Origin of the sequence: Clostridium sp. BIOML-A1 (genome assembly GCF_009874105.1) — a bacterium.
Taxonomy (GTDB): domain Bacteria; phylum Bacillota; class Clostridia; order Lachnospirales; family Lachnospiraceae; genus Coprococcus.
On the sequence record NZ_WWTL01000004.1, the window covers coordinates 233,019 to 255,284 of the forward strand.

General features: G+C 38.6%; 22 protein-coding genes. 1 reads left to right on the top strand and 21 read right to left on the bottom strand.

Features of this window, described 5'->3' with window-relative positions:
* Positions 1-45 precede the first annotated feature (45 nt).
* From GT641_RS04820 to GT641_RS04910, 20 genes are all read right to left on the bottom strand, one after another.
* Positions 46-648: a prolyl-tRNA synthetase associated domain-containing protein gene (locus GT641_RS04820; RefSeq protein WP_008401877.1), complete on the bottom strand. Its 603-nt coding sequence runs from the start codon at positions 646-648 to the stop codon at positions 46-48.
* Positions 620-2,299 carry a GGDEF domain-containing phosphodiesterase gene (locus GT641_RS04825; protein ID WP_161116944.1) on the bottom strand — a complete coding sequence of 560 codons (1,680 nt, stop codon included), beginning with the start codon at positions 2,297-2,299 and terminating at the stop codon, positions 620-622. Before GT641_RS04825 ends, GT641_RS04820 begins: the two co-directional genes overlap by 29 nt.
* 154 nt (positions 2,300-2,453) lie before the next feature.
* Positions 2,454-2,936, bottom strand: coding sequence for a low molecular weight protein-tyrosine-phosphatase (locus tag GT641_RS04830; RefSeq protein ID WP_161116945.1), 483 nt, complete (start codon positions 2,934-2,936; stop codon positions 2,454-2,456).
* Positions 2,937-3,200: 264 nt separating this feature from the next.
* Positions 3,201-3,875, bottom strand: coding sequence for a hypothetical protein (locus GT641_RS04835; RefSeq protein ID WP_161116946.1), 675 nt, complete (start codon positions 3,873-3,875; stop codon positions 3,201-3,203).
* 60 nt (positions 3,876-3,935) lie between these two features.
* Complete coding sequence (locus GT641_RS04840; RefSeq protein WP_118663377.1) at positions 3,936-4,133, bottom strand: hypothetical protein; 198 nt, start codon at positions 4,131-4,133, stop codon at positions 3,936-3,938.
* Between the two features lie 136 nt (positions 4,134-4,269).
* On the bottom strand, positions 4,270-5,187 hold the full coding sequence (locus GT641_RS04845; RefSeq protein WP_118663379.1) for a hypothetical protein: 918 nt from the start codon (positions 5,185-5,187) through the stop codon (positions 4,270-4,272).
* Positions 5,188-5,296: 109 nt separating this feature from the next.
* Positions 5,297-6,577: a site-specific integrase gene (locus tag GT641_RS04850; protein ID WP_161116947.1), complete on the bottom strand. Its 1,281-nt coding sequence runs from the start codon at positions 6,575-6,577 to the stop codon at positions 5,297-5,299.
* A complete protein-coding gene (locus GT641_RS04855) occupies positions 6,577-6,792 on the bottom strand; it encodes an excisionase (protein ID WP_118663383.1) in 216 nt (71 codons plus the stop codon). The genes GT641_RS04850 and GT641_RS04855 overlap by 1 nt, the downstream gene beginning before the upstream one ends.
* Positions 6,793-6,801: 9 nt before the next feature.
* The gene (locus tag GT641_RS04860; RefSeq protein WP_161116948.1) at positions 6,802-9,336 is read right to left on the bottom strand and encodes a DEAD/DEAH box helicase; all 2,535 of its coding nucleotides are present in this window, start codon (positions 9,334-9,336) and stop codon (positions 6,802-6,804) included.
* A gap of 136 nt (positions 9,337-9,472) precedes the next feature.
* The gene (locus tag GT641_RS04865; RefSeq protein ID WP_347559489.1) at positions 9,473-9,799 is read right to left on the bottom strand and encodes a topoisomerase C-terminal repeat-containing protein; all 327 of its coding nucleotides are present in this window, start codon (positions 9,797-9,799) and stop codon (positions 9,473-9,475) included.
* A 33-nt stretch (positions 9,800-9,832) separates the two neighbouring features.
* Positions 9,833-9,967 carry a hypothetical protein gene (locus GT641_RS13340; RefSeq protein ID WP_347559490.1) on the bottom strand — a complete coding sequence of 45 codons (135 nt, stop codon included), beginning with the start codon at positions 9,965-9,967 and terminating at the stop codon, positions 9,833-9,835.
* Entirely contained in the window at positions 9,967-11,109 is a 1,143-nt protein-coding gene (locus GT641_RS04870) for a DUF4366 domain-containing protein (RefSeq protein WP_347562844.1), read from the bottom strand. The genes GT641_RS13340 and GT641_RS04870 overlap by 1 nt, the downstream gene beginning before the upstream one ends.
* A 109-nt stretch (positions 11,110-11,218) precedes the next feature.
* Entirely contained in the window at positions 11,219-12,109 is an 891-nt protein-coding gene (locus GT641_RS04880; RefSeq protein ID WP_161116949.1) for a Fic family protein, read from the bottom strand.
* Positions 12,110-12,316: 207 nt separating this feature from the next.
* Positions 12,317-12,508 carry a hypothetical protein gene (locus GT641_RS12965; protein WP_192919804.1) on the bottom strand — a complete coding sequence of 64 codons (192 nt, stop codon included), beginning with the start codon at positions 12,506-12,508 and terminating at the stop codon, positions 12,317-12,319.
* A gap of 450 nt (positions 12,509-12,958) precedes the next feature.
* Positions 12,959-14,005 (bottom strand): Fic family protein, encoded by a 1,047-nt coding sequence (locus GT641_RS04885; protein ID WP_118484286.1) that lies wholly within the window; start codon positions 14,003-14,005, stop codon positions 12,959-12,961.
* 119 nt (positions 14,006-14,124) lie between these two features.
* A complete protein-coding gene (locus GT641_RS04890; protein WP_161116950.1) occupies positions 14,125-14,499 on the bottom strand; it encodes a DUF4186 domain-containing protein in 375 nt (124 codons plus the stop codon).
* 73 nt (positions 14,500-14,572) lie between these two features.
* Positions 14,573-17,587, bottom strand: a complete 3,015-nt coding sequence (locus tag GT641_RS04895; protein ID WP_161116951.1) for a diguanylate cyclase — start codon at positions 17,585-17,587, stop codon at positions 14,573-14,575.
* Between the two features lie 118 nt (positions 17,588-17,705).
* Positions 17,706-18,539 carry a class I SAM-dependent methyltransferase gene (locus GT641_RS04900; protein WP_243143694.1) on the bottom strand — a complete coding sequence of 278 codons (834 nt, stop codon included), beginning with the start codon at positions 18,537-18,539 and terminating at the stop codon, positions 17,706-17,708.
* Positions 18,540-18,620: 81 nt separating this feature from the next.
* Positions 18,621-19,217, bottom strand: a complete 597-nt coding sequence (locus GT641_RS04905) for a TetR/AcrR family transcriptional regulator (RefSeq protein WP_008401900.1) — start codon at positions 19,215-19,217, stop codon at positions 18,621-18,623.
* Positions 19,218-19,418: 201 nt separating this feature from the next.
* Positions 19,419-20,213, bottom strand: coding sequence for a 4Fe-4S binding protein (locus tag GT641_RS04910; RefSeq protein WP_161116952.1), 795 nt, complete (start codon positions 20,211-20,213; stop codon positions 19,419-19,421).
* 210 nt (positions 20,214-20,423) lie between these two features.
* Here GT641_RS04910 and GT641_RS04915 point away from each other — a divergent pair, with 210 nt between their 5' ends.
* Positions 20,424-21,098 carry a Crp/Fnr family transcriptional regulator gene (locus GT641_RS04915; protein ID WP_119963428.1) on the top strand — a complete coding sequence of 225 codons (675 nt, stop codon included), beginning with the start codon at positions 20,424-20,426 and terminating at the stop codon, positions 21,096-21,098.
* Positions 21,099-21,313: 215 nt separating this feature from the next.
* Here the strand turns inward: GT641_RS04915 and GT641_RS04920 are convergent, their stop codons facing one another.
* Positions 21,314-22,159, bottom strand: a complete 846-nt coding sequence (locus tag GT641_RS04920; RefSeq protein ID WP_008401904.1) for a radical SAM protein — start codon at positions 22,157-22,159, stop codon at positions 21,314-21,316.
* Positions 22,160-22,266: the final 107 nt, after the last annotated feature.

Genomic DNA, 22,266 nt, shown 5'->3' on the forward strand with positions numbered 1-22,266 from the left:
TTTTCCCTGAATGTATATGACTCATGGCCTGGTTTTTTCTTTGCTCTATGCTTCACCTGTCAGGACGACTTTTGTCATATCGTGTCCGACCGCATCCAGATATGATCCGAATACATCTGCCGTACGCATCCGCAGACTGGATGTATTCACACATGGGTGGCAGCCAAGATACTCGCCTTTTAATATGTCTTCATCCACCAGCAGCCGTACATGATGCTCCGTATCATTCATCAGCCCCATGACACTGACAGCCCCCGGTTCGATATCCAGATATTTCTCCATGTCCTCAGCCGATGCAAATGACAGTCTTGCGCTCCCAATCTGTGAAGTGATCTCCTTCGTTTTAAACGGCTTGTCTCCCGGCATCATCAACAGATAAAACTGTGTCTTCTGACGATTGCACAGGAAAAGATTCTTACAGATTGTCGCCTGCAACATCTTATCAATCTCCTCACATACTTCCATCGTAAATGCCGGTTCATGGTCGACTCTCTTATATTCTATTCCAAGATGGTCAAGAAAATCATATACCCGAATCTCCTTCTCCAGTCTTCCTTCCGTATTCTCCGGTCTTCCATCCAAAAGTTCCAACAGTACTTTGTCCTCCCGTTCCTTATATCTACCTCTGCTGCTCTGTCTGCTGTTCATCCAACATATGCTCAAACTCCGGAATCGAAACAGGCTTGGAAAAATAAAATCCCTGAGATACGCTACATCCATTATCATAAAGGAAATCTGCCGTTCCTCGATTCTCTACGCCTTCTGCTATAATACTTAAGCCCAAATCATTTGACATGGATATCACATGAGAAATGATCGTCTTACCCTGTTTACTGTCCAAACATTCATCCAAAAACTGCCAATCCATCTTCAATACGTCAAATGGTGTATTCTTCAACATACAAAGGGAAGAATAACCTGATCCGAAATCATCCATTAACAATGTAAATCCCGCCTGTTTCAAACTATTGATATAAGACAATGATTCTGCATTCTCCGTTGTCTCCGTGATCTCTAACTGGAACAGCTCCATCGGAATCTGATATTTGTCGATCAGATTCTTGATATATCCTGCAACATCTTCTTTCTGAAGATAGGTTCTCGACACATTCACCGAGATTGGAAGTGGTTGTCTTCCGGTATCCATCCATCTTCTGATAACTTTACATACCATCTCCCACATGAAACAGTCTAATTTGTATATAAATCCATTTGCCTCAAATACCGGAATAAATTCCATCGGCGACTTGCATTTTCCATTTGCATCAATCCAGCGCACAAGCGCCTCTGCTCCGACGATCTTCGCATGGCTTCTGTCATACTGGTACTTTGGCTGAAGATAAACCTGAAATTCTTCCCGTCTCAGAGCCTCCTCCTCAACTTCCTCGATCGCTCCCGTCTGTTTCACATGATTCATCAGCGTATCCTCATAGAATACAACCTTATTCAAAATCGTCCGCTTACCCTCTGCACGAGCAAGTCCTGCTTCATCTCCATGCTTGCGATATGCCGTTGAGCTGCCCGGTACGATATTCACTCCATATGTAATGCTCAACTTGATATCACCATATCTCCGAATCTTTTCATCAAGTTTATCAATAAATTCCATGATTTCTTCTCTGGAATTATAATAGGTCACGATCTGGAATACATCCGCTGACAATCTACAATGCAGATGTTCCTTATCACACATCACATCCAGCGTGTCATATATATACCGAAGAATATTATCTCCTGTATCACTGCCATACTTCTCATTGATATACTTAAATCTACGGACATCAAACTGAATATATGCATACTCCCGCTCCGGATGCTCTGCCTGAAAACGCGCAATCTTCTTGAGAAAGAATGCCGGATTCTTATCATTGCTAAACGATGTCACAATCTCCCGATTCTCTAATTCCTGTTTGCGCATGATCCGTATCATGCCCACATACTCCCGAATCAATCCTTTTTCATCTTTCTCAAGGTAACAAAGGACTGCCATCAGAGCTTTCTTCCCTGATCTGGTCTCAAGATGCACCCATGTCTCCAAATCATCCATCTTGATCGGCTCTTTTGTTCCCTGCTCAATCTGTCTATACAAATTGCACATTTTATTCTTCTCTGTTTCTTCTATACATGTGCAGTCGCAAAATGCTTTTAGTAAATTTTTATCATCCGGATTCAACTCATCAGGCAGAATATCATTTTCCTCAATCGTGTAAAACCGATCTTGCAGATTCGCGTAAAAATATATGGCGTCGCGGTGATTTTTCCTTATTCTGTTAATCTCTCTCCATGATTCAAATGCCATAATAATATCTTCTCCCAACAATGAATACTTACCTAATTTTACATGTTCTGTTCCCACAGGAACTCGCTATTATATATATATTAACATGTTCTTTAGCAAAAAGAAAGTTTGCATCCAACTTAATTATTCGGAAATCAAGTGAAATTTGGGTTAATCAATTACTTAATTTCTTGTTAATTGTCAACCAGTCAAGAAACGCCTGACAGCCTTCTACAACATCTTCATAAGTCTCCCGAAAATTTCCACTGTACCACGGATCTCTGACATCCGCATCCCGCCCGGCGAACTCCAGCATCTTATAGATCTTATCCCCACGTCTGTGTCCGGTCATTCGTTCAATATTCCTCATATTCATAGAATCCATACCGATCAGATAATCGTAATGATCATAATCTGAGGCTGTAAGCTGCACGGCTCTTTTACCTTTGCAGCTTATCCCATGTCTGGCAAGTTCTCCTCTTGCCGACGGATACACCGGATTCCCAACACCATTCCAAATCTCTTCTGTGCTGGTGGCTGCCGATGCGATCTCAAACTGATCGGCAATGCCACGTTTTGTTACTATATCTTTTAATATGAATTCTGCCATGGGGGAACGGCAGATGTTGCCGTGGCAAACGAAAAGTATTTTTATCATTGTTTTGTTTCTCCTTGTTTTGCCCCGAAATGCCCTACCTCGACTATCGTCTCGGTCGCGGCAGTCGCAAAATGCCCGATTATGCAAGCATATCGGGACACTTCGCTCGTTGCTTCGCGTATTTTGCAAGGGTTTCCGGGATTATGGTGATGTGCTCTGAAATGACGGAATGTGGCAAATCAGAGCAGAACCCTGCAAGTTGTTACTACCTGTTAGTAGTAAAATTGGTAGTAAAATGGAATGGATTATTACTAAAGATTTTCGCTAAGAAATTTCTTCCAAGCTAAAATATGGTGTTGAACTATTATTCTCACAAAACGCATATGCATGATACTTATGCTCCTCTCCATATTTGTCATTACATTTAAAGTCAAATTGAATGGTATATTTATCTTCTCGAATTTCTTCAGTTTTCAATTCTACCTCAAGTTCATCATTTGCTTTTATTACATTATATCTTGTAGCAGTTGAACATTTCCAAATTTTATCTTTATTTTTAACAATGCAGATTCTATATACAAGAATATCATTCGCCACATTATCAGATATATTTTCAATTTTTACTTTCATATTACTGTGCCCTCCACTGCAATATAAAAATTTTACTCGAAAACGAGGCATATTACTATCATGTTCTCTTTTTTCCTGCATTGCAATTCTTTTATCCGATTCTTGCTTAATAATCTCATTTTGATGCAACGATAATGCCCCTAATATCACAGTACCAGCAAACGCAAGAACGCCACCATAATATTGCAACAATTCTCCTGCGCTCCACTCTGCAACAAAAAAAGAAAACTTTTCTGTTGGATGTAATTTAAATAAACAGTGAATAATAAACGGAACTCCAATAACAATAAATACAAAACATATGCACATAAACACTTTATGTTTTTTTATCCATTTCAACATAGTTCTTTCCCCTTCAATGTATATCAAAAGACGCCCTGCTGTAACAGAGCGTCAGTAGCATATATTATTTTGCTATTGCAAAACTATCTATGCTGAGAGTTTGCTGTCCAGCCAGCTGATAAAATGATTAACAAGATAATCGATTGCACAATTTGTGAAATCTTTTGCAGGTTTTCTCACGCAATTCAGTGAATCAACTGTTGCAATGCGAAACTGCTTCTTAGCTTCATCCCTTAAATCAATTTCCTGCTGTGATACAACAATTTTTGTGTTTTCATTTGTCATAATAATGACCACCTTTCTATAAACCTTGGTGCCAAACACATTGTTTGGCTCTTATAACCAAAATCCAGTAGTCAAGACCAATTATTCACAACTCTCATTTTTAAATATAGCATATACTCTAGACTTCAACAATAAGCTATTTACTTATTCTTGCATTTTTAATAAAATCCTTTATCCCACAATTTCCATTATAGAACAGCGAATATCCTTCTCTGTCAAGTAGATTTAGCAGTTCCTTACATATAATAGAGTCATCTCCTAAAGTCTTAATCATTCTTCTAACAAAGTCTTCCAATGCATAGTTTGGCTCACAGATGGATTCTGGCATATTTGCTTTATCCACTATAAATGCATACTGAAAGATTCCATCTACCTTTGGAATCTGTTCAAGCAACCACACTAGCGAAGGTTTTATACTTTTCTTATATGCGAACATTAAAACATCGTCCTTCATTTGACTCATTTCCTTTATGACCAAGGAAGTTACATTCTTCATACTTAAAAAATGATTATCTTTTATTTCTAAAGAATCTCCTTTAAAAGTCTTTATCCATTCTGTAAATTCTTCTGCATTTCGTCTCTGCCAGTCCTTAGGATAATCATACTCACTTAGTAGTCCTGCAACCTCTTCAATATTTATGAAAACATCTCCATCAGAAGGTCTGTAATCTTTAATTATAATCGATTGATGAATAATATAATTTCTAAAATCACATATAAATCTATACCATTTTTTCATATTGTAATACTTTTCAGTAATTGGCTTCAATGATGGTTCATAACTATTCACATACTCTTTGTAACCATATATTGCATTCACAAAATTTAAAAGTTGTTTGTTTATTTTCCAAAATTCATCAAAGTCATCAATAGTAATCGATAATAAATCATCTCCACAAGAATTAATAATGGTATGCATGTCTACTAAGAAGAGGAATTTATCTAAATCTTTCAGTTTTGCATTAAACTCCACATCAAATGTATAATCATACTTTATATCAGTCGAATGAATATCTCCCAACTCTGGATTATTGCAGTATTCAACCTCAAACATAAATAATATCACCGCCTCTCAATACTATGCCTCAATTATATCGTCAAATTTTATCTTTTTCCACAGAAAAAAAGCCCCAGCCAAGCCAGAGCGTTACCTATCCTCCATATTAAATTACCTTGAACATTTTCTGTGACATCGGTTTCTCCTTCTTCTGCTCAACCTCCGCCTGTGCTTTCCTAAACTCTTCCATTCGTTTCAGTTCTTCCTCAGCATCATCGAATCCGATATGCGTGTGCACATTCATTGTGACCGATATATCCGAATGCCCCATGAGGTATTGTAGTGTCTTGGGATTCATTCCCGATTTTGCCATGTTGGAACAGTAGGTGTGCCTGCATACATGGGGAGTAATGTTTGGCATCTGCACCCGGTAGATATCATTGTACCTTCCAACCATATGATTGAATCGATGCTGCCAGTGCATTGCCACAAGTGGCATTCCATTATCATCATAAAATAGGAATCCGCTATAGCCGTCTATAGCTTTCTCCACTTTCGGTGCATTTCTATCCTCGATGATTGCCTGAAACATCTGTGCCACATCCTCTGCAATCGGCAATACTCTTGTTCCTGCATCCGTTTTTGTGGTTTCTATGATATATCGCATATCCGATGTTCTCTGCAACTGATGGTCGATATTCACAGTTCTGTTCTCAAGATCAATATTCTTCAGCGTCAGTCCACAAAATTCTGATATTCGCATTCCCGTATGAAAGAGTATGTACACTACTTCATAGTATTTGCAGTACACCACATCGTCATGCACAAACTTCAGAAACTTTCTCATCTGGTCTTTTGTAATTGCCTCTCTTGTGACTGCATCATTTACCAATACTCCGGCAAGCTGAAATCCGAATGGATTCTTTACCAGAATGTCATCATCCACCGCCATCTGAAAGGCTGGTCGCAACACTCCACGGATGGTATGAATGGAAATGTAGCTTTTCCCATCTTCCTGCTGCAATTTGATAAGAAACAGCTTTGCATCTGAAGTTTTCACACTTCGGATTGTCTTTTTGCCAAACGCTTCCTTTGCAAGTAATCTCTGCACTGTAACATATCCCTGCTTCGTGCTTTGCCTTACTCCGGTCTTTGTTTTCAAATATCGGTCTACCAATTCACAGACTGTCATCTGTCCGTCCACGATATTTATAAGCAAATCTAAATCTGTGTTTACCTGTTTTTCCAACTCACGAAGGGAAAGGCATGGCTTTTTGCCCTTTGGAAGTTTGTCCGTAGGCTCCAGTTTCCAACTATATACAAAATGTGGTTTTCCATCAATATGATATTTATATTGATATTTTCCATCTGCTCTTACACTCTCTCCCGGTCTTAATACTCTACGCTTGGAGTCTCGCCTTGTCTGTCCTCTTCCTGCCTTTGCCATTATACCCGCCTCCTTAGTTCTGGATAGTTACGCAGATACCTTTCAAAGGCTACACGAAGAATCAGCTTGCGTTCTCCGTAGTATGCCAGAAAATCTTCTCCATCCGTATTACTCAATAAATCATAAAATTTTCTCCGGCTCAAAACAAAATATTCAATTGCCTCAGAAGGATTTAAAATATCTTTTTCTGCTAAACTTAAATAATAATTTTGTATGCAACAATATTATTTTGTTCTATGATAGTATTCTTCTGAATATAACTCCCTTATATCTTTCAAATTTAGGTGATGTAAATCAATTAAATTTTGAAGTTTTTCATCTGAAATATCATATAAGTTATATGGTTTTAATTCTTTAATAAACCTTTTTATAGACTCCTTAAAATTTTTCAGCTTTCCTCTCCTAATGATTCTAACTTCATGCGTAAAATCACCATAATACGACAAATCTTTTGTTGGAATCAATAAATATCTATTTACTAATACATTATCACCATATTCTGTCTCAAACCATGCACAATGATTATTCATTTGTCCAGCTTCATGTTTACTTATTTCTTGCCTAGTTTCCTCTACTTCACTTTTACATTCAAAAAAAACATATTCATCGTTAGTTCCACACCATAAATTATCTGGTCCTTTACGAATTTCTGTATCTGGACGCTGACTCACAAATCCCAGTAAATCACCAATTTGCTTGAGCGCAGATTCAAATTTATCAGCTTCAATTCCGAATGATAAATTATCCAATATTTCATTAACTGCCAGCATTAATTCATTATAGCTCTTATACCGTTTCAAATATTGAGAAATCCTATTAATTCTATTCTCATTAATAAATGATACCTTGGTATATTCAACTCCTGTTTTAGGTTTCAATAATTGAGGATTTGATCGAAACGCTGCTTTTTGAATTTTAATAGATTCCTCCTTCCTAATCGGATAATAATAACGAGCAAGTTGCTGCAAATACCATCCTTTTTCTAATGGGTCCACTACATATTTATCAATAAATTTTTGCATTGCAGAAGAAGCCTTTTCATACTCTTCTACACTATACATTTTCTCTATAATAGACTCTTCTAATAATTGATCATATATACTAGACTCATTTTCTTCTTCTTCAATCGATTGCATTTCGTCATTATAATACTCTTTCCATCCTTCATCTCTAGACAACATCTGTTTTATCAATGAAATAATTGGCTTCATAGTGGATTCGGTTTGATTCGAATCTTCACTCGCCATTTTAACAATCTCAAGTCCAATATCTATTTGTTTTTGCGTCTGCAATGAGAAATATTTTTTTGTTGTAACACTTCTCATAAATTTTACAAGATCTGAACCAATTATTAAAATAGCACAATAGTCCTTTTCTCCTCTAACCCCTCTGCCCAAACCTTGCTCAATTTTTTGCGCTATTTTTTTGTTAATTATTTCACTATTTGGCCGACACTTCTTTTCATATTTATCAGATAAACTATTAAAATATGGCATAGAATCCATTATCAATACTCTGCAACTTTCATCTGGCAAATCTATTCCATCATATCTATTATTAATAACAACAAGCCTTTTAAATTCTCTCTTTTTGAGGGATTCTATTACATTAAAGATACTATTTTTATCCGCACAAATAGCTCCCAAATTACTATACTGTTTCGCTTTTCTAGTGTTAGGAACCAGTGATACCATACCGAATTTTTTATTTTCCATTCTTGCAAAATCCGTTACCACCAAATCTCTATCACAATTCTCATCTATCAATGATGGGATTATTACCATTTTCTCTCCAGACCATTTTTGTTTCTTGAACATCAATGGACATTTTACAGCACTTGTACTAAATGAAAGCCCTTTAACAAAAAAAGCATCATCCTGTGTTGTTGCAGACATCAAAACCCTATGTTTTGCCTTTGAAAATGACCCGAATACATCAACGCTAGCGTTGTAAGGAACTATTTCAATTTCATTTCCGGAAATATAGCAACTGTAATCTGTAATTCTATCTCTCATTAAAGGCCATACAAACTGTATTGATGGTATATCATTTGCTTCTGACAGTATTTTTAGCATCTCTGTTTTTTTATCATACCAACTCCAATATGGAATAGGCATAAATGTATCATAATCACCATTTTTTATATCTAAAAAGCTTCCCTCTCCTTGGTCTACCAATTCATCTGAAAATAATGATACTATTTTTTGATAGACATAGTCCGAATCACTTTTTTTTATACTGATAGTCTGAGAATCTTTTATTACATCAATACATGCATGTGAATCATCTAATATTACTGTGTCAACATCAATAAAATTATTACCTATTCCAAAAATTGATTTTCCATTAAAAACCTTATATGCATGAGTTATAAGAATTTTTTCACCACATACAAATTCATCTGGGATTTGATTATCGTTCCCTATCCCACAATATGGTATACCAAATTTTTCTGCTTCTGCACATACCTGAGCAGTTAAGTATACATTTGGACAAATATATAAACATGGTCCATTTTTAGAATTAATCATAGATTGTAATAATAACAAACCTATTAATGTTTTACCCTCTCCTGTATGCAATTTTATAACTAAATCTCTATCATCACGATGGTTTGTATACCATTCACTTAAAATACACTCTTGAGCAGGGCGTAACGGACCGGCAACACTTTTTCTATCTAATGTAGAATATAATTCACAAGGCTCTGTTTTTCTTTCTATTTTGGCAGAATTAAGTTTTTTCTTGAAATCAATCATTTTTGCCATCCCCCTTCATATTTTTATGAAGAACATAATATATTCTTCTTACTTATTATACCATAATTCCACCAAAATTGAATTGTATGTTCTTCTCTATTTTTCTGAAAATCTTAAAGCAAATATAATTCTCATTTTACTTTTTCAGAAATTCCAGTTTGACCTTATACTGTGAGCCTTTGATTTCCTTTCCATCTTTGGTATAGGAATAATCCTCTATTCCCTCCGGGATAAGGTAGGCATCATAACTTCCTTTCTTTCCCTTTAATCCTTTAACGAAAGTCTTTTTCCCCTCCAGCATACTCTTGATCTGCGTATCGGAAAGGACTGTTCCCATAGCCTTCCCAACATTCATACCACATTTATTTTTGCAGTAAGCTCCATATTTTCCTTTTACTACATCCCCGCCACATTTCGGGCATTTTCCAAGGGCTTCCTGTCCGTTCTGTTTCCCTCCAAACATGGATTTCTGTTCGTCACTAATGCTGTGATAAGTCTACACAAGGTCTGTTACCATATCCGCAATGCCATCCATAAACTCTTCCATGGAATACTCTCCCTTTGCCACAAGGGCAAGCACCTTGGCAATTGACTGTGCGACACTTGGCTTCTCTGCAATCACTAACTGCATTATTCTCCCTCCTGTTCTTCAAAGAAATCATCATCCGGGCTTTCCTCTGATTCCTCATCCTCATTCTCATATTCTTCGTTATCTTCTTCGTCCTCATCTTCATCCTCGATGAAGTCCTCTTTCTTCTTACGCACTACCTTAAAATAATACGCACCTCCGATGAATGCCACAGCAAGAACGCCCATCAAAACATAAGAAATCATAGGACTTTCCTGCTCTGGCACGTCCTTTTCTTCCAGCTCCTCTGTACTTTCTGTATCTTCTTCTGTTCCCTCTGTATCTTCTGCAGCTCCCTCCTGCTTATTTTCCTGATCTGTATTATTATTCGGCAATGCACTTTCAGAAGTCGGGATTGCAGACTCTAATGCGGCAGAATTTTTCGGTAAGGTTTCACTGTTATCCGATGTGGCATTCAACAAGTCATTTTCCGTAATCTCTGTCAGGAAATAGACCATTTCTTCCTCACCATCCCTGTCGACAATCAGATAAAACACCTTGTCCGATGCTGTCTGAATGGTGTAAAATTCCTTACCCTGCTCGGACTGCTTACTGTCCTTATCCTCATTCTTTGCTTTCTCCGAAGCATCCGCTTCCGCCATTGCCTGCTTTTTCTGCTCCGCAGAACTGGTCTGTGAAGTGGTATTCCCATTACTGTCTGTCTTTGTATGTTCTGTTACGGTTCCTGTGGCACTTCCCGGCTTGGTAGCTTCTGCATTGACCGGAAGCTGTTCTGCCGGATTTTCATCACTCTCATCTGCCGGGTCCTTATAATATGGATTTTTCGTCTTATAAACCTCCGACATATTTCCGGCATTGTCCATGGCAGAAATGGTAAAATACTCATACCCCGCATCGAATTGCTGCAAGCGGATATTCAAAGTTCTGTTTGTAAGGTCTGTAAATTCATATCCGTTGACATATACTGCCTTTGCTCCGGAATCCGTATCATGCACCTGCACACTCAAAAGTCCATCACTGACTGCAGCATTTAATGTGGGCTTTATAGTATCAAAACATTTAATTGCACGGCTTTTATCATTGTTGTATTTCTCCTTGTTTTGCCCCGGAATGCAAATCCTGTTCCAAGCTCCAGAAGAAGCTTTATGACATCCGAACCGGTGCCTGCTCAATGTCTCGTTCAAGCATATCTTCCCAGAAAGGAATAAAATCAAAGAAATATCATAATAAAGAAGTAGCATATCCGCATTCACAGGAACTGTCGCACGATATTGTGCCGCAGTATTTTCACTTTTAATATGCAATTCTAAAATAATCCAGGTATGCTTTATATCTATCTTGTGCTGTCAGGCAAGTATCAGTCAGATACCCTTTTTCATTGTCCCATTCTTTCAATCCTCGATAATAAAACATTTTCAAATTATCCTCGATAATAAATGGAACAATATTGTATTTCAGGCATTCCTTGAACATAATCAAACGTCCCACACGACCATTTCCATCCTGAAATGGATGGATACGTTCAAACTTCACATGAAAATCCAGAATATCGTCAAAGATCTTTTCTTCCTTGTTATTGTACTCTGACAGCAATTTCTTCATCCTGTCTGCAACTTCTTCCGGAAGTGCGGTTTCCATACCGCCGACTTCATTTGGCAGTTTCTTGTAATCACCGACAGCAAACCAATCCTTTCTGGAATCACTGGTTCCATTTTTCAGAATCAGATGCAGCTCCTTAATAAACTTTTCCGTCAATGCCAATTTTGCATGATCAATAATAATATCAATACACCGGAAATGGTTTGCTGTTTCAATCACATCATCTACATTAAGCACTTCTTTTTCTATACCAATGGTATTCGTCTCGAAGATATATCGGGTCTGATCGTGGGTCAACCGACTGCCTTCCATATGGTTTGAATTATATGTTAAATCAATCTGTGTCTTATGATAAATGCCTCCAGCATATTTATTCGCCTTCTCATCCTGCAAAACATCCAGTAAGGTCGTTGGTTTTTCTTTCTTCTTGTTAGTACGCTCCGGCTTTTCTGCATTTTCCGGAATATTCCATGTCTTTCCGGTAAGAAATGCTCCCGGCACACGACCATGGGCACAATAATTTCTTACACTACGTTCAGATACATCCCATTTTTTTGCCATTTCAGCAACTGAAAGATATCGCATCCGCCGCCCTCCTCCTTTCACACGATAAAAAGCATATTCTGTGAGCCTTTTATTATCATGATTTCAAAAATCACGTTTACTATGGTTAGTATACCACATTATCGGCAATAAATCCATGTTTTTGCACTCATTTTCCTGTTGTTTTTGCCGACGTAGAAAACTCTAAAAAAATACCAACCATCGAATTTGACGGTTGGTACTTATATTTTAGTTTTGGTCATCTAGATAAGTATCTCTTACTGTTGCAAGCTTTGTCTGACCACTTGCTTTTTCTCCATTATTTTTATAAACAACAACATCATAACCAGGATATTGAGTTTTAAACTTACTTTTCCAATCTCCTACTGTCATTGAATTTTTTGTCATGCGCTCCGCTTCATACTGTTTGGGTAATTGCATATCACCTCTTACATTTTTTCCACCTTTCGCAATATCTACTTGAAAACCCTCGATTTCAAAAATTCTTTTTCTATAATACTTACTTTAGGCATATTAAAACTTCCCCTTTCATTTGTGACAAGGGAATTATACCACTATAACCGTCAATATTCAATTTTAAAAGTACATTCACAGCCAAATTATCCTTATAATACATATAAGAATTTCAACCGATTTTGGTTTAGAATCTGTTAGCCTATAAAGATTACCTCAGATGTGTTTTCATTGAAATTTGCTTCAGATTTATTGTAATATCACTATGTTTGAGGAATCGTAGTCCAACAGGCATTCCAAAAAGTGTAATACTTTTTTATATCCGCCTTTTTTAAACACCACCCAAACAGTATTCAGACAAAATCCTGTTATGAATCCACCCCTTACCCCAATTCATATTTACAAAAAATCAACCACCTACCTCACCCCAAAATAGCAGGTATTTTTTCCTTTTCCTTCTTTCCTCAATTCTCCTGATGCAACCAATTTTCGCAGTGCACCTTCAATAGAACTGTCACTGAGGGTAGGGCATAGCTCCCGTATATCCTGCTTATTGAAACGTCCAATTTTATTATGACTTGCTCTCCGTACCATTTCAAGTGCAGGTAGTTTTATTTCAACCAACGCCATTCTGTCTTCAAAATCTTTATAGGCAGCAAGGATGGTTCCAAGTAAATATTTGATAAATGGCACTACATCTTCTGTTCCATCATGCCAGCCCGGCTGAGCCGCAGCAAGAGCCTCATAGTACAGGTCTTTATTCTTGGCAATCTTTGCTTCCAATGAGACATACTTTCCAACATAGAATCCACTCCGATACAGCAGTAATGTAGTGAGCAGACGGCTCATTCTTCCATTTCCGTCATTGAAAGGATGAATGCATAGAAAATCATGTATAAAAACAGAAATGGCAATAAGTGGCTCCAATTCCATATTTCCTATGACACGATTGTATTCCTCACAGATTCTGTCGAGTGCCTCCTGTGTTTCAAATGGAGCAAGTGGTGTAAACAGCACTTCGACATGTCCATCCGGATAAGTAGCACTAATATAATTCTGTACATTCTTTGTTTGCCCTGCAAGCGGATTGTTCATATGGCTATATAACATCTTGTGCAGTTGCAAAATATAATTTTTTGTAATAGGAATCGCATCAAAGCTATCATGAATAACATTCAGCACATCACGATAACCCGCAATTTCCTGCTCATCCCGGTTCTTAGGTGTTGTCTTTTCTTCAACAAGCTGACGAATTCTGGTACTCGTCGTAACAATGCCTTCAATAGCATTAGATGCCTCGGTACTTTGTATTTTTGCAATCTCTACAAGTTTATCAAGTTCCTCTGGACGCTGCTTCAAATACATCTCCTGTTTTCCAGCTTCTTTATAAATAGCAGCAATTAACCCTAAAATCTCTGAATCCCATTTCTGATATTTAATTGCAGAATAATTGAAGTTTCGCATTCCCTTACTTCTCCTTTCTTTTCCTTAAATAATAGTGTTAATTAAGGGAATAGTCAACAAATTAAGCAAATTATCTCATAGTATTCTATCCCAATTAAAGAAATATTATTTTTACCTATCTAATCCTTATTCCTCTCCATCTCTCTCTGAATCCAGGTCATGATCACATCCACAAGGTACTCCTGCTGTATCTGGCTTAATTCCCTGCCCGGCTGTATCTTATGCCATTTTCGGATGCACTCCCTGCAGCAGGTTGCAGTTGCATGCTGTGCGATAAATACCGGATGCCCTTTCATCGGCGTCTGTTTTCCATCGTTTGGAATAACCGCCGGAGCTTCCCGCTTTGCAATAAAGTCCTGCGCATGCTGTCTTATAGTATCCAGTCCTTTTTCATTTATGTAATCAATATCCTTCTGCTTTAAATGAAAGCTGCTTCGGAACTTGGAATTACCAAGTCTCTCAAATAGCTGCTTATACCATTCCTCTTTTGTCATCAAAATTCTCCAAACTTCTTATGGCATCCTAACACTTCCTGTTAGAATGCCATCTATAAACATAAATACTATATTATTTTTCCCCATGCTCCTTCACGACCAGTCTGCCTCTTCCGCTTTCCTTCGCCTCGTATAATGCATTATCTGCTTCCTCATATAACCGGTTAAAGGTTGCTTCTGACTTAGCGATGACTGCGCCCATAGAGATGCCGGTACCTCCCTCTGCAGATTTTACTGTCAGATTTACTTTGTCAAATATCTGCTGGGCATGTTCTTTGATCGCCTTCTCCGGCACACTCTTATTGAAGAACATCATTACCGCAAATTCGTCCCCACCCATACGACTGGCAAAATCTTCATTTCGTAAAGACGCAAGCAATGTCTGGGCGACTAAGATCAGATATTTATCACCATTATGATGACCATAGGTATCATTATATTGCTTAAATCTATCAACATCTATCATGATCATCATTGCATTAAAATCACCTGATAACAGCTTCATCTCCATATCATTCCGAAAAGCCGCATGGTTCAAAAGGCCCGTCAGGGAATCTGTGCGATATGTATTCTCCCAATTCCGCAATCTGACTTCCGCCTTATTCTGCTCTGCATCTGTCAGGATCTTCATGGAATAAGTACTCGATACGTCTGAAATAATAATCTCTGCACGATCCTGTTTAACTGCCGAATCGTAAAAGACACGTCCATAGCAAAAGACATAAATATCCTTTCCATCCTTTCGATGGAGTCTGTGTTCCTGCAATACATATGTACTCTTAGCCAGATTGGCATTTGTCCGGCACAAATATTCTGTCCGATCAGCTTCAGGGATCAGATCCATCTGATTCATGGAATTTTTTTCTACATCCTCACCGGAATAACCTGTCAGCTTCTCGAAATTATCATCCACAGACAAAATATTCCATGAACCATCCAGCAAATATCTGCTGCATTGCACTGTATGTACACAGAATGCTTCCTGAAGTGTACTGTTATCCTCCGGTTTTGCCACTTGTTTGTGTTGAGGCTTTTCCTTCTCCTGCCTGAACTTATGAACTCCCTTTACGGTATCAGAATAATTCTCTGATATCATTTGAATAAACTCGGAAACAATAAACGGATCAAATTGTGTTCCGGCGCATTTTTTTAATTCTTCAAGTGCATCGGATACAGGCATTCCATTTCTATATGGACGGTCACTTACCATCGCATCAAATGCATCAACAACAGCAATTACACGTGACAGTACAGGTATACTCTCCCTGCTCAGTCCGTCCGGATAGCCCTTTCCATCCCATCTTTCATGATGATGTCTGATTTCCTCTGCGATCTGCTTCAATTCTACATTACTGTTTGCAATATCGTAGCCCTTTTCAACATGTGAACGCATGATCTTCCATTCTTCATCGGTAAGTTTTCCCGGTTTGTTCAATATCTCCATCGGAACACCGATCTTTCCGATATCATGAAGCAGACAGAGAAGGGACAAGCGGCTTTGCTGTATATCGGATAACTCTATACGTTTACCAAGCTCTGCACCCATAATCTGTGTACGGCGAACATGATGCTCCGTATCACTGTCACATTCCTCAAGTGCCCGTATCAGAGATGCCAGCATATCCGAATGAATGGATTTGCTGTCTACTAATTTCTTTGTACGCATAGCTTTAGTTGTATTTCGAATGCTTTCCACTATACTGTGTGTCTCATCTTCTACTACACTGACTGCGTACTGAATACTTCCGTCGAACTTCTCCTTAAGTTTTCCGGCACATACTGCCATCTCATCTTCACTGCTTCGGCTACACAGTGCTATAAGATGTGCCTCGGTTCCTCTGACATAATATGCCCTTTCAGGAAAACAGGTTCTCATATTTTCCGACAACAACCGGATCTTCTGATCCCCTGCTTTTTTTCCAAGTGTGCTGTTGATAACAGACAAACTGTTAATATCACATACAGCAATTCCTACCGGGAACGTAAAATGATCATTTTTTTCCAATGCAAGCTGTTTGAAATTTTCCCATTTCTGAAATCCTGTAAGCATATCCGTCTCAAGTGCGATATCTGTAAATACAAACATCTGACCAATCTTATGGCCGTTTTTATTTTCAAGCTTCTTTACATCACACCGCAATGTTTTTTCTTCCGTTTCCAACTTAACATAGCATTGCAGGGAAAAGCTGTCGTCATCTGATTCCGGATCAAACGACAATCCATATACATCCAGAAAACTCTGAAGATCTTTACATCCGGTCAACAGTTCTTCTCCCAGGAAAAAATCAGCTCTTTCATTATGCAGAATCAGGTGCTCGTCATCATCAAACAAAACGATGCCCTGCCCTATATTTTCAAATATACTTGTCTTCAATTTATTCAACATCCCATGTGTGGAATAATCAAAGCAGCTCCAATAAATAATAAATGATACTACACTGTATCCTCCGATCGAATAGTCCAGTAAATTCACTACAGATTCGCCCGGTAAAAATAAAAAGATCGCATTTGACCCTACAATAATAAGAATTCCTATGATAACACTTAAATACTGCCAACGATATTCATGCGGAATCTTGCAAATCTTCCGAATCAATAAACCTACCACCAATAACACCATTACATACGAAAATATCAGATGGAGCTCATACAAGGGCTTCATCTGATAGCTATACTTTGCAATCAGCGTATCCCGTGGTTTATATTCAATTGCAATTTCCATAAATGGATTAACTGCAAACACGATCAATTCATATATACAATATAAAAAGCAGAATGCTACCATCCATTTCCCATATCCGGAAAACTTTCCTTTTGTGAAATAAACCATGAAAATTAAAAGAGAGACAAGCATAAAATCTATACTTATAAAATATATACTCGACATAGCCGCCATACACATATAGGAATCACTTATGATACTGATCAGATAACTAATATCTACAATAGCCGCACCCACACAGGCAAACCCCAGAAATCTACCTGTTGTTTTATTCTTTTTAAAAGATTTTACCGCTAATAATATATCTGTAGCAGCAATAATAATTGATATGACTATATATGCATTGATCATGACTGTCTCATTCATAGTAAACCTCCAATATTCAGACAAAATCTGAGTTTATCTTACTATTTTTGAGGCAGTATGGCAACACCTATGCGTATCACAAACGCCGGCAATTTACCAAATCCGTTAAATTCAACTCTTATCGTTTATTCAGTACCAGAATCTTGTTTGAAAAATTCCTTACAGCCGGAATCTTTCCAAGCACCTTATATACAGGAACGAATTCCTTCATCCCCTCTACCAGACTGATATCTTTTTCACTCAGGAAAGAATGCGCCACACTCTGAAATGCTTTTCCGCTTTTCACACCCCAGATGAATTTCGCCCGGCTTCCCTCTATGGACTTCTCTTTCATATGCTTCACAACAAATGGTGCCATTACCTCAACCAGAACCTTTGCCTGTGTAAATGTCTGATCAATAATCTCAAACATCTTACGCACATCCTGCTCCGTTAAATACATCGTAAGCCCTTCTATGACCACCAAAACCGGTTCTCCATGATACTCGATATCCAACGTATACGATGGATCTGTTGCAGACTTAGCGATCTGGTAAACAGGGCCATTCTCCTCAAGGAAACGACTTCGAATATCCATGGTCTCCGGAAGATCAATATTGTACCAACGTTGATACTTTCCCTTCATCCGGTAACACCGGGTATCCAGTCCACAGGCAATATTTACAACAATGGCATCCGGATGCTTGGTCAGATAATCATTTACCAGACGATCCAGTACGATCGTTCTTGCAATTACACCGCTGCTCATCAGTTTATCGGATTCCGCCTTTGAGAAATCATAATCTAACCGGGATACGATCTCGATTGCTTTCTCATCATAGATATTGTGATTTTCTTTTCTGGATTCTGCTGCTCTTGCAAATAAAGTCTGCAGCATTGTCTCCGGTACACCCTGTACACTGACCTTTGTCTTATTCTGATTTTCTGTCTGCATTGCTTTTCCTTCACTCATTGTTTTATTCTCCTTTTCTGCATTTACATAACAAATGTTATTTTTTGTTATGTTGTAAAAAAAGAACCCCACAGCTACATATCACATGCTGTGAGGCTCTCTTAGATTCTGTATTAATTTATCTGTTCCACCCATCGAGTAGATCCCAATCTTCTCAACCAGATACAAACTATCTTCCATACTATAATTTCCTTTAATAATCTCCAGACATCCATCCAAACGGATCTTGGCCAGTATCTTTACAAGCTTCTCATCCGGCTCACATTCCATCCGGCTCTTATAAAATGTATATATCGACTGCTCCATCAGTTCTTCTACCTTGGAACGATACATTTCATAACAGCTTCCTTGCGTCTTCTCCAGAATGACCACCGCTTCTTTTCGGTGTTCCAGAATAAATCGCATCATCTGAACATCTAACTGCGTACCAATCTCCGGCTCTGCAAGCTCTAACTCCATATATCTGACAAGCAATTCTTCATACTGCACAACCAGTGGTTCAAAAATCTCCCGGAACAACGCTTCTTTATTCTTAAAATAAAAATACATTGCACCGGTTGTAACTCCTGCCCGGCTGCAGATCATTCGAAGACTTGCTTTATTATAGCCATGTATGAAGAATTCGTCTAATGCTGTCTGTTTGATTTTCTCTATTGTGTTTTCCTGATCATTCATCATAACACATGTTATGTTAGACGTTTCTAACCAAAATGTCAAGTATTATTTTCCGGTCACGCTCTTTACCTTATAATTTCTGACACCCGAAGCCTTCTTCTCTTTTATTTTTCTATCACCTGACATATATTCCTGCAAAATCTGTGTCTTCTATCCCACGTGATCTTACAGGAACAACAGTAATACAATATACATTTATTTTACTTACATAATCTTTCCATCTGTTGAAATTGTAACCACATTCCACGGAAGGAATTTGCCGCTGTTCTGAAGAGCATTTTTTACAGCCATCTCAATACCACCACAACACGGGACCTCCATTCTCACAACCGTAACGCTCCGGATATTATTATTCCGGATGATCTCTGTCAGCTTTGCAGAATAATCTATCATGTCAAGCTTCGGACAGCCAACCAAAGTGATATGTTCCTTAATAAAATCCCGATGGAAATTTGCATATGCATACGCTGTACAATCCGCCGCAACAAGCAGCTTTGCTCCATCAAACCAAGGGGCTGTCACCGGAACAAGCTTGATCTGTACCGGCCACTGGCGCAGCTCTGACTCCTGCTGTCCCATCATCGATGCTAACTGCTGTACAAGCTCAGGTGATACTTCACCATTTTGCACAGTCTTACTCCCTGCTTCAACAGTTCTTGTCTTTTTGTCATACCGGTCTCTGCTAAATGTCTTCATAGCCGTACCCGGACAACCACATGGTAGTGGTTCTCCTGACGGACTGCCTGCTCCATTTACTGCCTTCTCAGCTTTTGCCGCCAATACCGCTGCCTCATCATAGTCCGCTGCTTCACGTTCAACAAATGTAATGGCTCCGGTCGGACAGGTAGGAAGACAGTCTCCCAGTCCGTCACAATAATCATCACGAAGCAGCTTTGCCTTTCCATTCACCATCCCGATTGCGCCCTCATGGCATGCCGATGCACATGCCCCACAGCCGTTACACTTTTCTTCATTAATTTCTATAATCCTGCGAATCATCGTTTTTCCTCCTGAATACCCGATACCTGATCATTCTATGATATTTGCTGTTATATCTGTCGCTTCTTTGATCGACATTATACATCGCAGCTTACTTTCATCACTTAACTGTCAATCAGGTTCTTGATTTTATGTGCTTATTCTAATATACTTATTTCAAAATGTATGTTGGATTTCCAACAAAACAACATTTAAGGAAATGGAAATTTTATGAACAAACACGATCTTACATCCTATATTGATACCCTGTCAGCCTGCCGCCTGTTTACCGGCATCGATGAACAGGATCTGCCGGCTATGCTTACATGTCTGGACGGAAACCATATTCATGTAAAAAAAGGGAATCCCATATTCGTAGAGGGCGATCCGGCACGCTTTATCGGAATCATTCTTACCGGAACAGCGCAGGTGATCCGGGAAGATTATTATGGGCACCGAAGCGTCATGACAGATCTACAACCCGGTGATCTGTTTGCAGAAGCCTTCTCCTGCGCAGGTCTTTCTACTGTACCGATCAGCGTCTTTGCCATGACTGACAGTGATATTCTGCTTCTGGACTGCCACCACCTTCTGACCTCCTGTTCGAATTCCTGTGATTTTCACAACACTCTGATCCGAAATCTGCTGCACGAAATTGCCCGAAAAAACCTTGCGTTAAACCAAAAAATACGCTATATGTCAGAGAAAACAACCCGTGATAAATTAATGGCATACCTCTCCGACCAGGCAAAACAGAATCATTCGGATACCTTCACTATTCCTTTCAATCGTCAGGCACTCGCAGACTATCTCGGTGTAGAACGCTCCGCCATGTCCGCTGAAATCAGCAAACTAAAAAAAGGCGGAATCATCGATACTCAAAAGTCGACCTTCCGCCTACTCTAAAAACATGCTTGCAAAGAGCATTCTTATTATATAAGTTCGTGACATAAAACATCACACGGACGGTATATATATCTTTATTGCGCAGAACACTTTCGTTCTATCCTCATGTAACGGTACTAAGCTCCCGCTTAATAGCGGATCGCTAAGGACCGACATTCGGACAGGTCTGCTTCATAAAATATATATACCGTCCGTGTGATGTTTTTGTTCATTCTCTATTTTTCAAGAATGCTCTTTGCCAGCTTCTGCTGCTCCTCTGTTGGAGGATCGATTCCCTCTAATTTATAAGGAATTCCAAGTCTCTCCCACTCCTGAATACCCAGCTTATGATATGGAAGTACCTCTACCTTATCCACTGTTTTAAGAGTATCTATAAATTCTTTTGTCTTCTTCAGATCATCCTCATCTGTCGTAATTCCCGGAACAAGTACATGTCTGATCCACATATGCTTGCCCTGATCGGACAGATACTGTGCAAGCTCCAGAATATTCTGATTTGAGAATCCTGTTAATTCACGATGCTTATCATCATGGATCTGTTTGATATCAAGTAGAAAAAGATCTGTAAGGCTCATCAGTTCATTGAACTTTGAGAAGAACGGTTCTTCTCTGGTAAATGGATTTCCGGCCGTATCGATCGTAGTATGGATACCCTGCGCCTTTGCCAGCTTGAAAAATTCGATCAGGAAATCCATCTGAAGTAATGCTTCACCACCGCTTACAGTGATACCACCCTGACCTTTCCAGTATGGCTTATAACGAAGTGCCTGCTTTAACAGATCTTCCGGGGTTCTGGCCTCGATCTTAACACCTTTATCTTTGAGCAGTTTTGTATTCTCTTCAATTTTTTTCTCAAGTGCTTCTCTTTCATCATCGCTGACATCGTCAGCATACAGTCTGCTGTAATCTGTTACAAGATTCCATGTCTCAGGGTTATGACAATATTTACATCTCATCTTGCATCCCTGTAAAAATACAACAAATCGAATTCCCGGACCATCGACTGCTCCAAAGCTTTCTGTTGAATGAATATATCCTAAAATCTGTTTCTTTTCCGGCATGTTCCACCTCTAAGTTCTTTCTATTATTTTACACAAATACACATTAAACAACCACGACTATGCATCTGTTTCCACCACTCACAGCTTCATAGCCTCTTTCTATTTTC

Bases quoted from the DNA above. Each gene is read 5' to 3' on its own strand.
- GT641_RS04820 (WP_008401877.1), bottom strand. From the start codon at position 648: ATGAACAGCAGACAGAGCAGCAGAGGTAGATATAAGGAACGGGAGGAC.
- GT641_RS04840 (WP_118663377.1), bottom strand. From the start codon at position 4,133: ATGACAAATGAAAACACAAAAATTGTTGTATCACAGCAGGAAATTGAT.
- GT641_RS04860 (WP_161116948.1), bottom strand. From the start codon at position 9,336: ATGATTGATTTCAAGAAAAAACTTAATTCTGCCAAAATAGAAAGAAAA.
- GT641_RS04890 (WP_161116950.1), bottom strand. From the start codon at position 14,499: ATGACAAAAGAGGAATGGTATAAGCAGCTATTTGAGAGACTTGGTAAT.
- GT641_RS04865 (WP_347559489.1), bottom strand. From the start codon at position 9,799: ATGTTTGGAGGGAAACAGAACGGACAGGAAGCCCTTGGAAAATGCCCG.
- GT641_RS04850 (WP_161116947.1), bottom strand. From the start codon at position 6,577: ATGGCAAAGGCAGGAAGAGGACAGACAAGGCGAGACTCCAAGCGTAGA.
- GT641_RS04880 (WP_161116949.1), bottom strand. From the start codon at position 12,109: ATGCGATATCTTTCAGTTGCTGAAATGGCAAAAAAATGGGATGTATCT.
- GT641_RS04910 (WP_161116952.1), bottom strand. From the start codon at position 20,213: ATGATTCGCAGGATTATAGAAATTAATGAAGAAAAGTGTAACGGCTGT.
- GT641_RS13340 (WP_347559490.1), bottom strand. From the start codon at position 9,967: ATGCAGTTAGTGATTGCAGAGAAGCCAAGTGTCGCACAGTCAATTGCC.
- GT641_RS04825 (WP_161116944.1), bottom strand. From the start codon at position 2,299: ATGGCATTTGAATCATGGAGAGAGATTAACAGAATAAGGAAAAATCAC.
- GT641_RS12965 (WP_192919804.1), bottom strand. From the start codon at position 12,508: ATGCAATTACCCAAACAGTATGAAGCGGAGCGCATGACAAAAAATTCA.
- GT641_RS04905 (WP_008401900.1), bottom strand. From the start codon at position 19,217: ATGATGAATGATCAGGAAAACACAATAGAGAAAATCAAACAGACAGCA.
- GT641_RS04830 (WP_161116945.1), bottom strand. From the start codon at position 2,936: ATGATAAAAATACTTTTCGTTTGCCACGGCAACATCTGCCGTTCCCCC.
- GT641_RS04885 (WP_118484286.1), bottom strand. From the start codon at position 14,005: ATGCGAAACTTCAATTATTCTGCAATTAAATATCAGAAATGGGATTCA.
- GT641_RS04915 (WP_119963428.1), top strand. From the start codon at position 20,424: ATGAACAAACACGATCTTACATCCTATATTGATACCCTGTCAGCCTGC.
- GT641_RS04920 (WP_008401904.1), bottom strand. From the start codon at position 22,159: ATGCCGGAAAAGAAACAGATTTTAGGATATATTCATTCAACAGAAAGC.
- GT641_RS04845 (WP_118663379.1), bottom strand. From the start codon at position 5,187: ATGTTTGAGGTTGAATACTGCAATAATCCAGAGTTGGGAGATATTCAT.
- GT641_RS04895 (WP_161116951.1), bottom strand. From the start codon at position 17,587: ATGAATGAGACAGTCATGATCAATGCATATATAGTCATATCAATTATT.
- GT641_RS04900 (WP_243143694.1), bottom strand. From the start codon at position 18,539: ATGAGTGAAGGAAAAGCAATGCAGACAGAAAATCAGAATAAGACAAAG.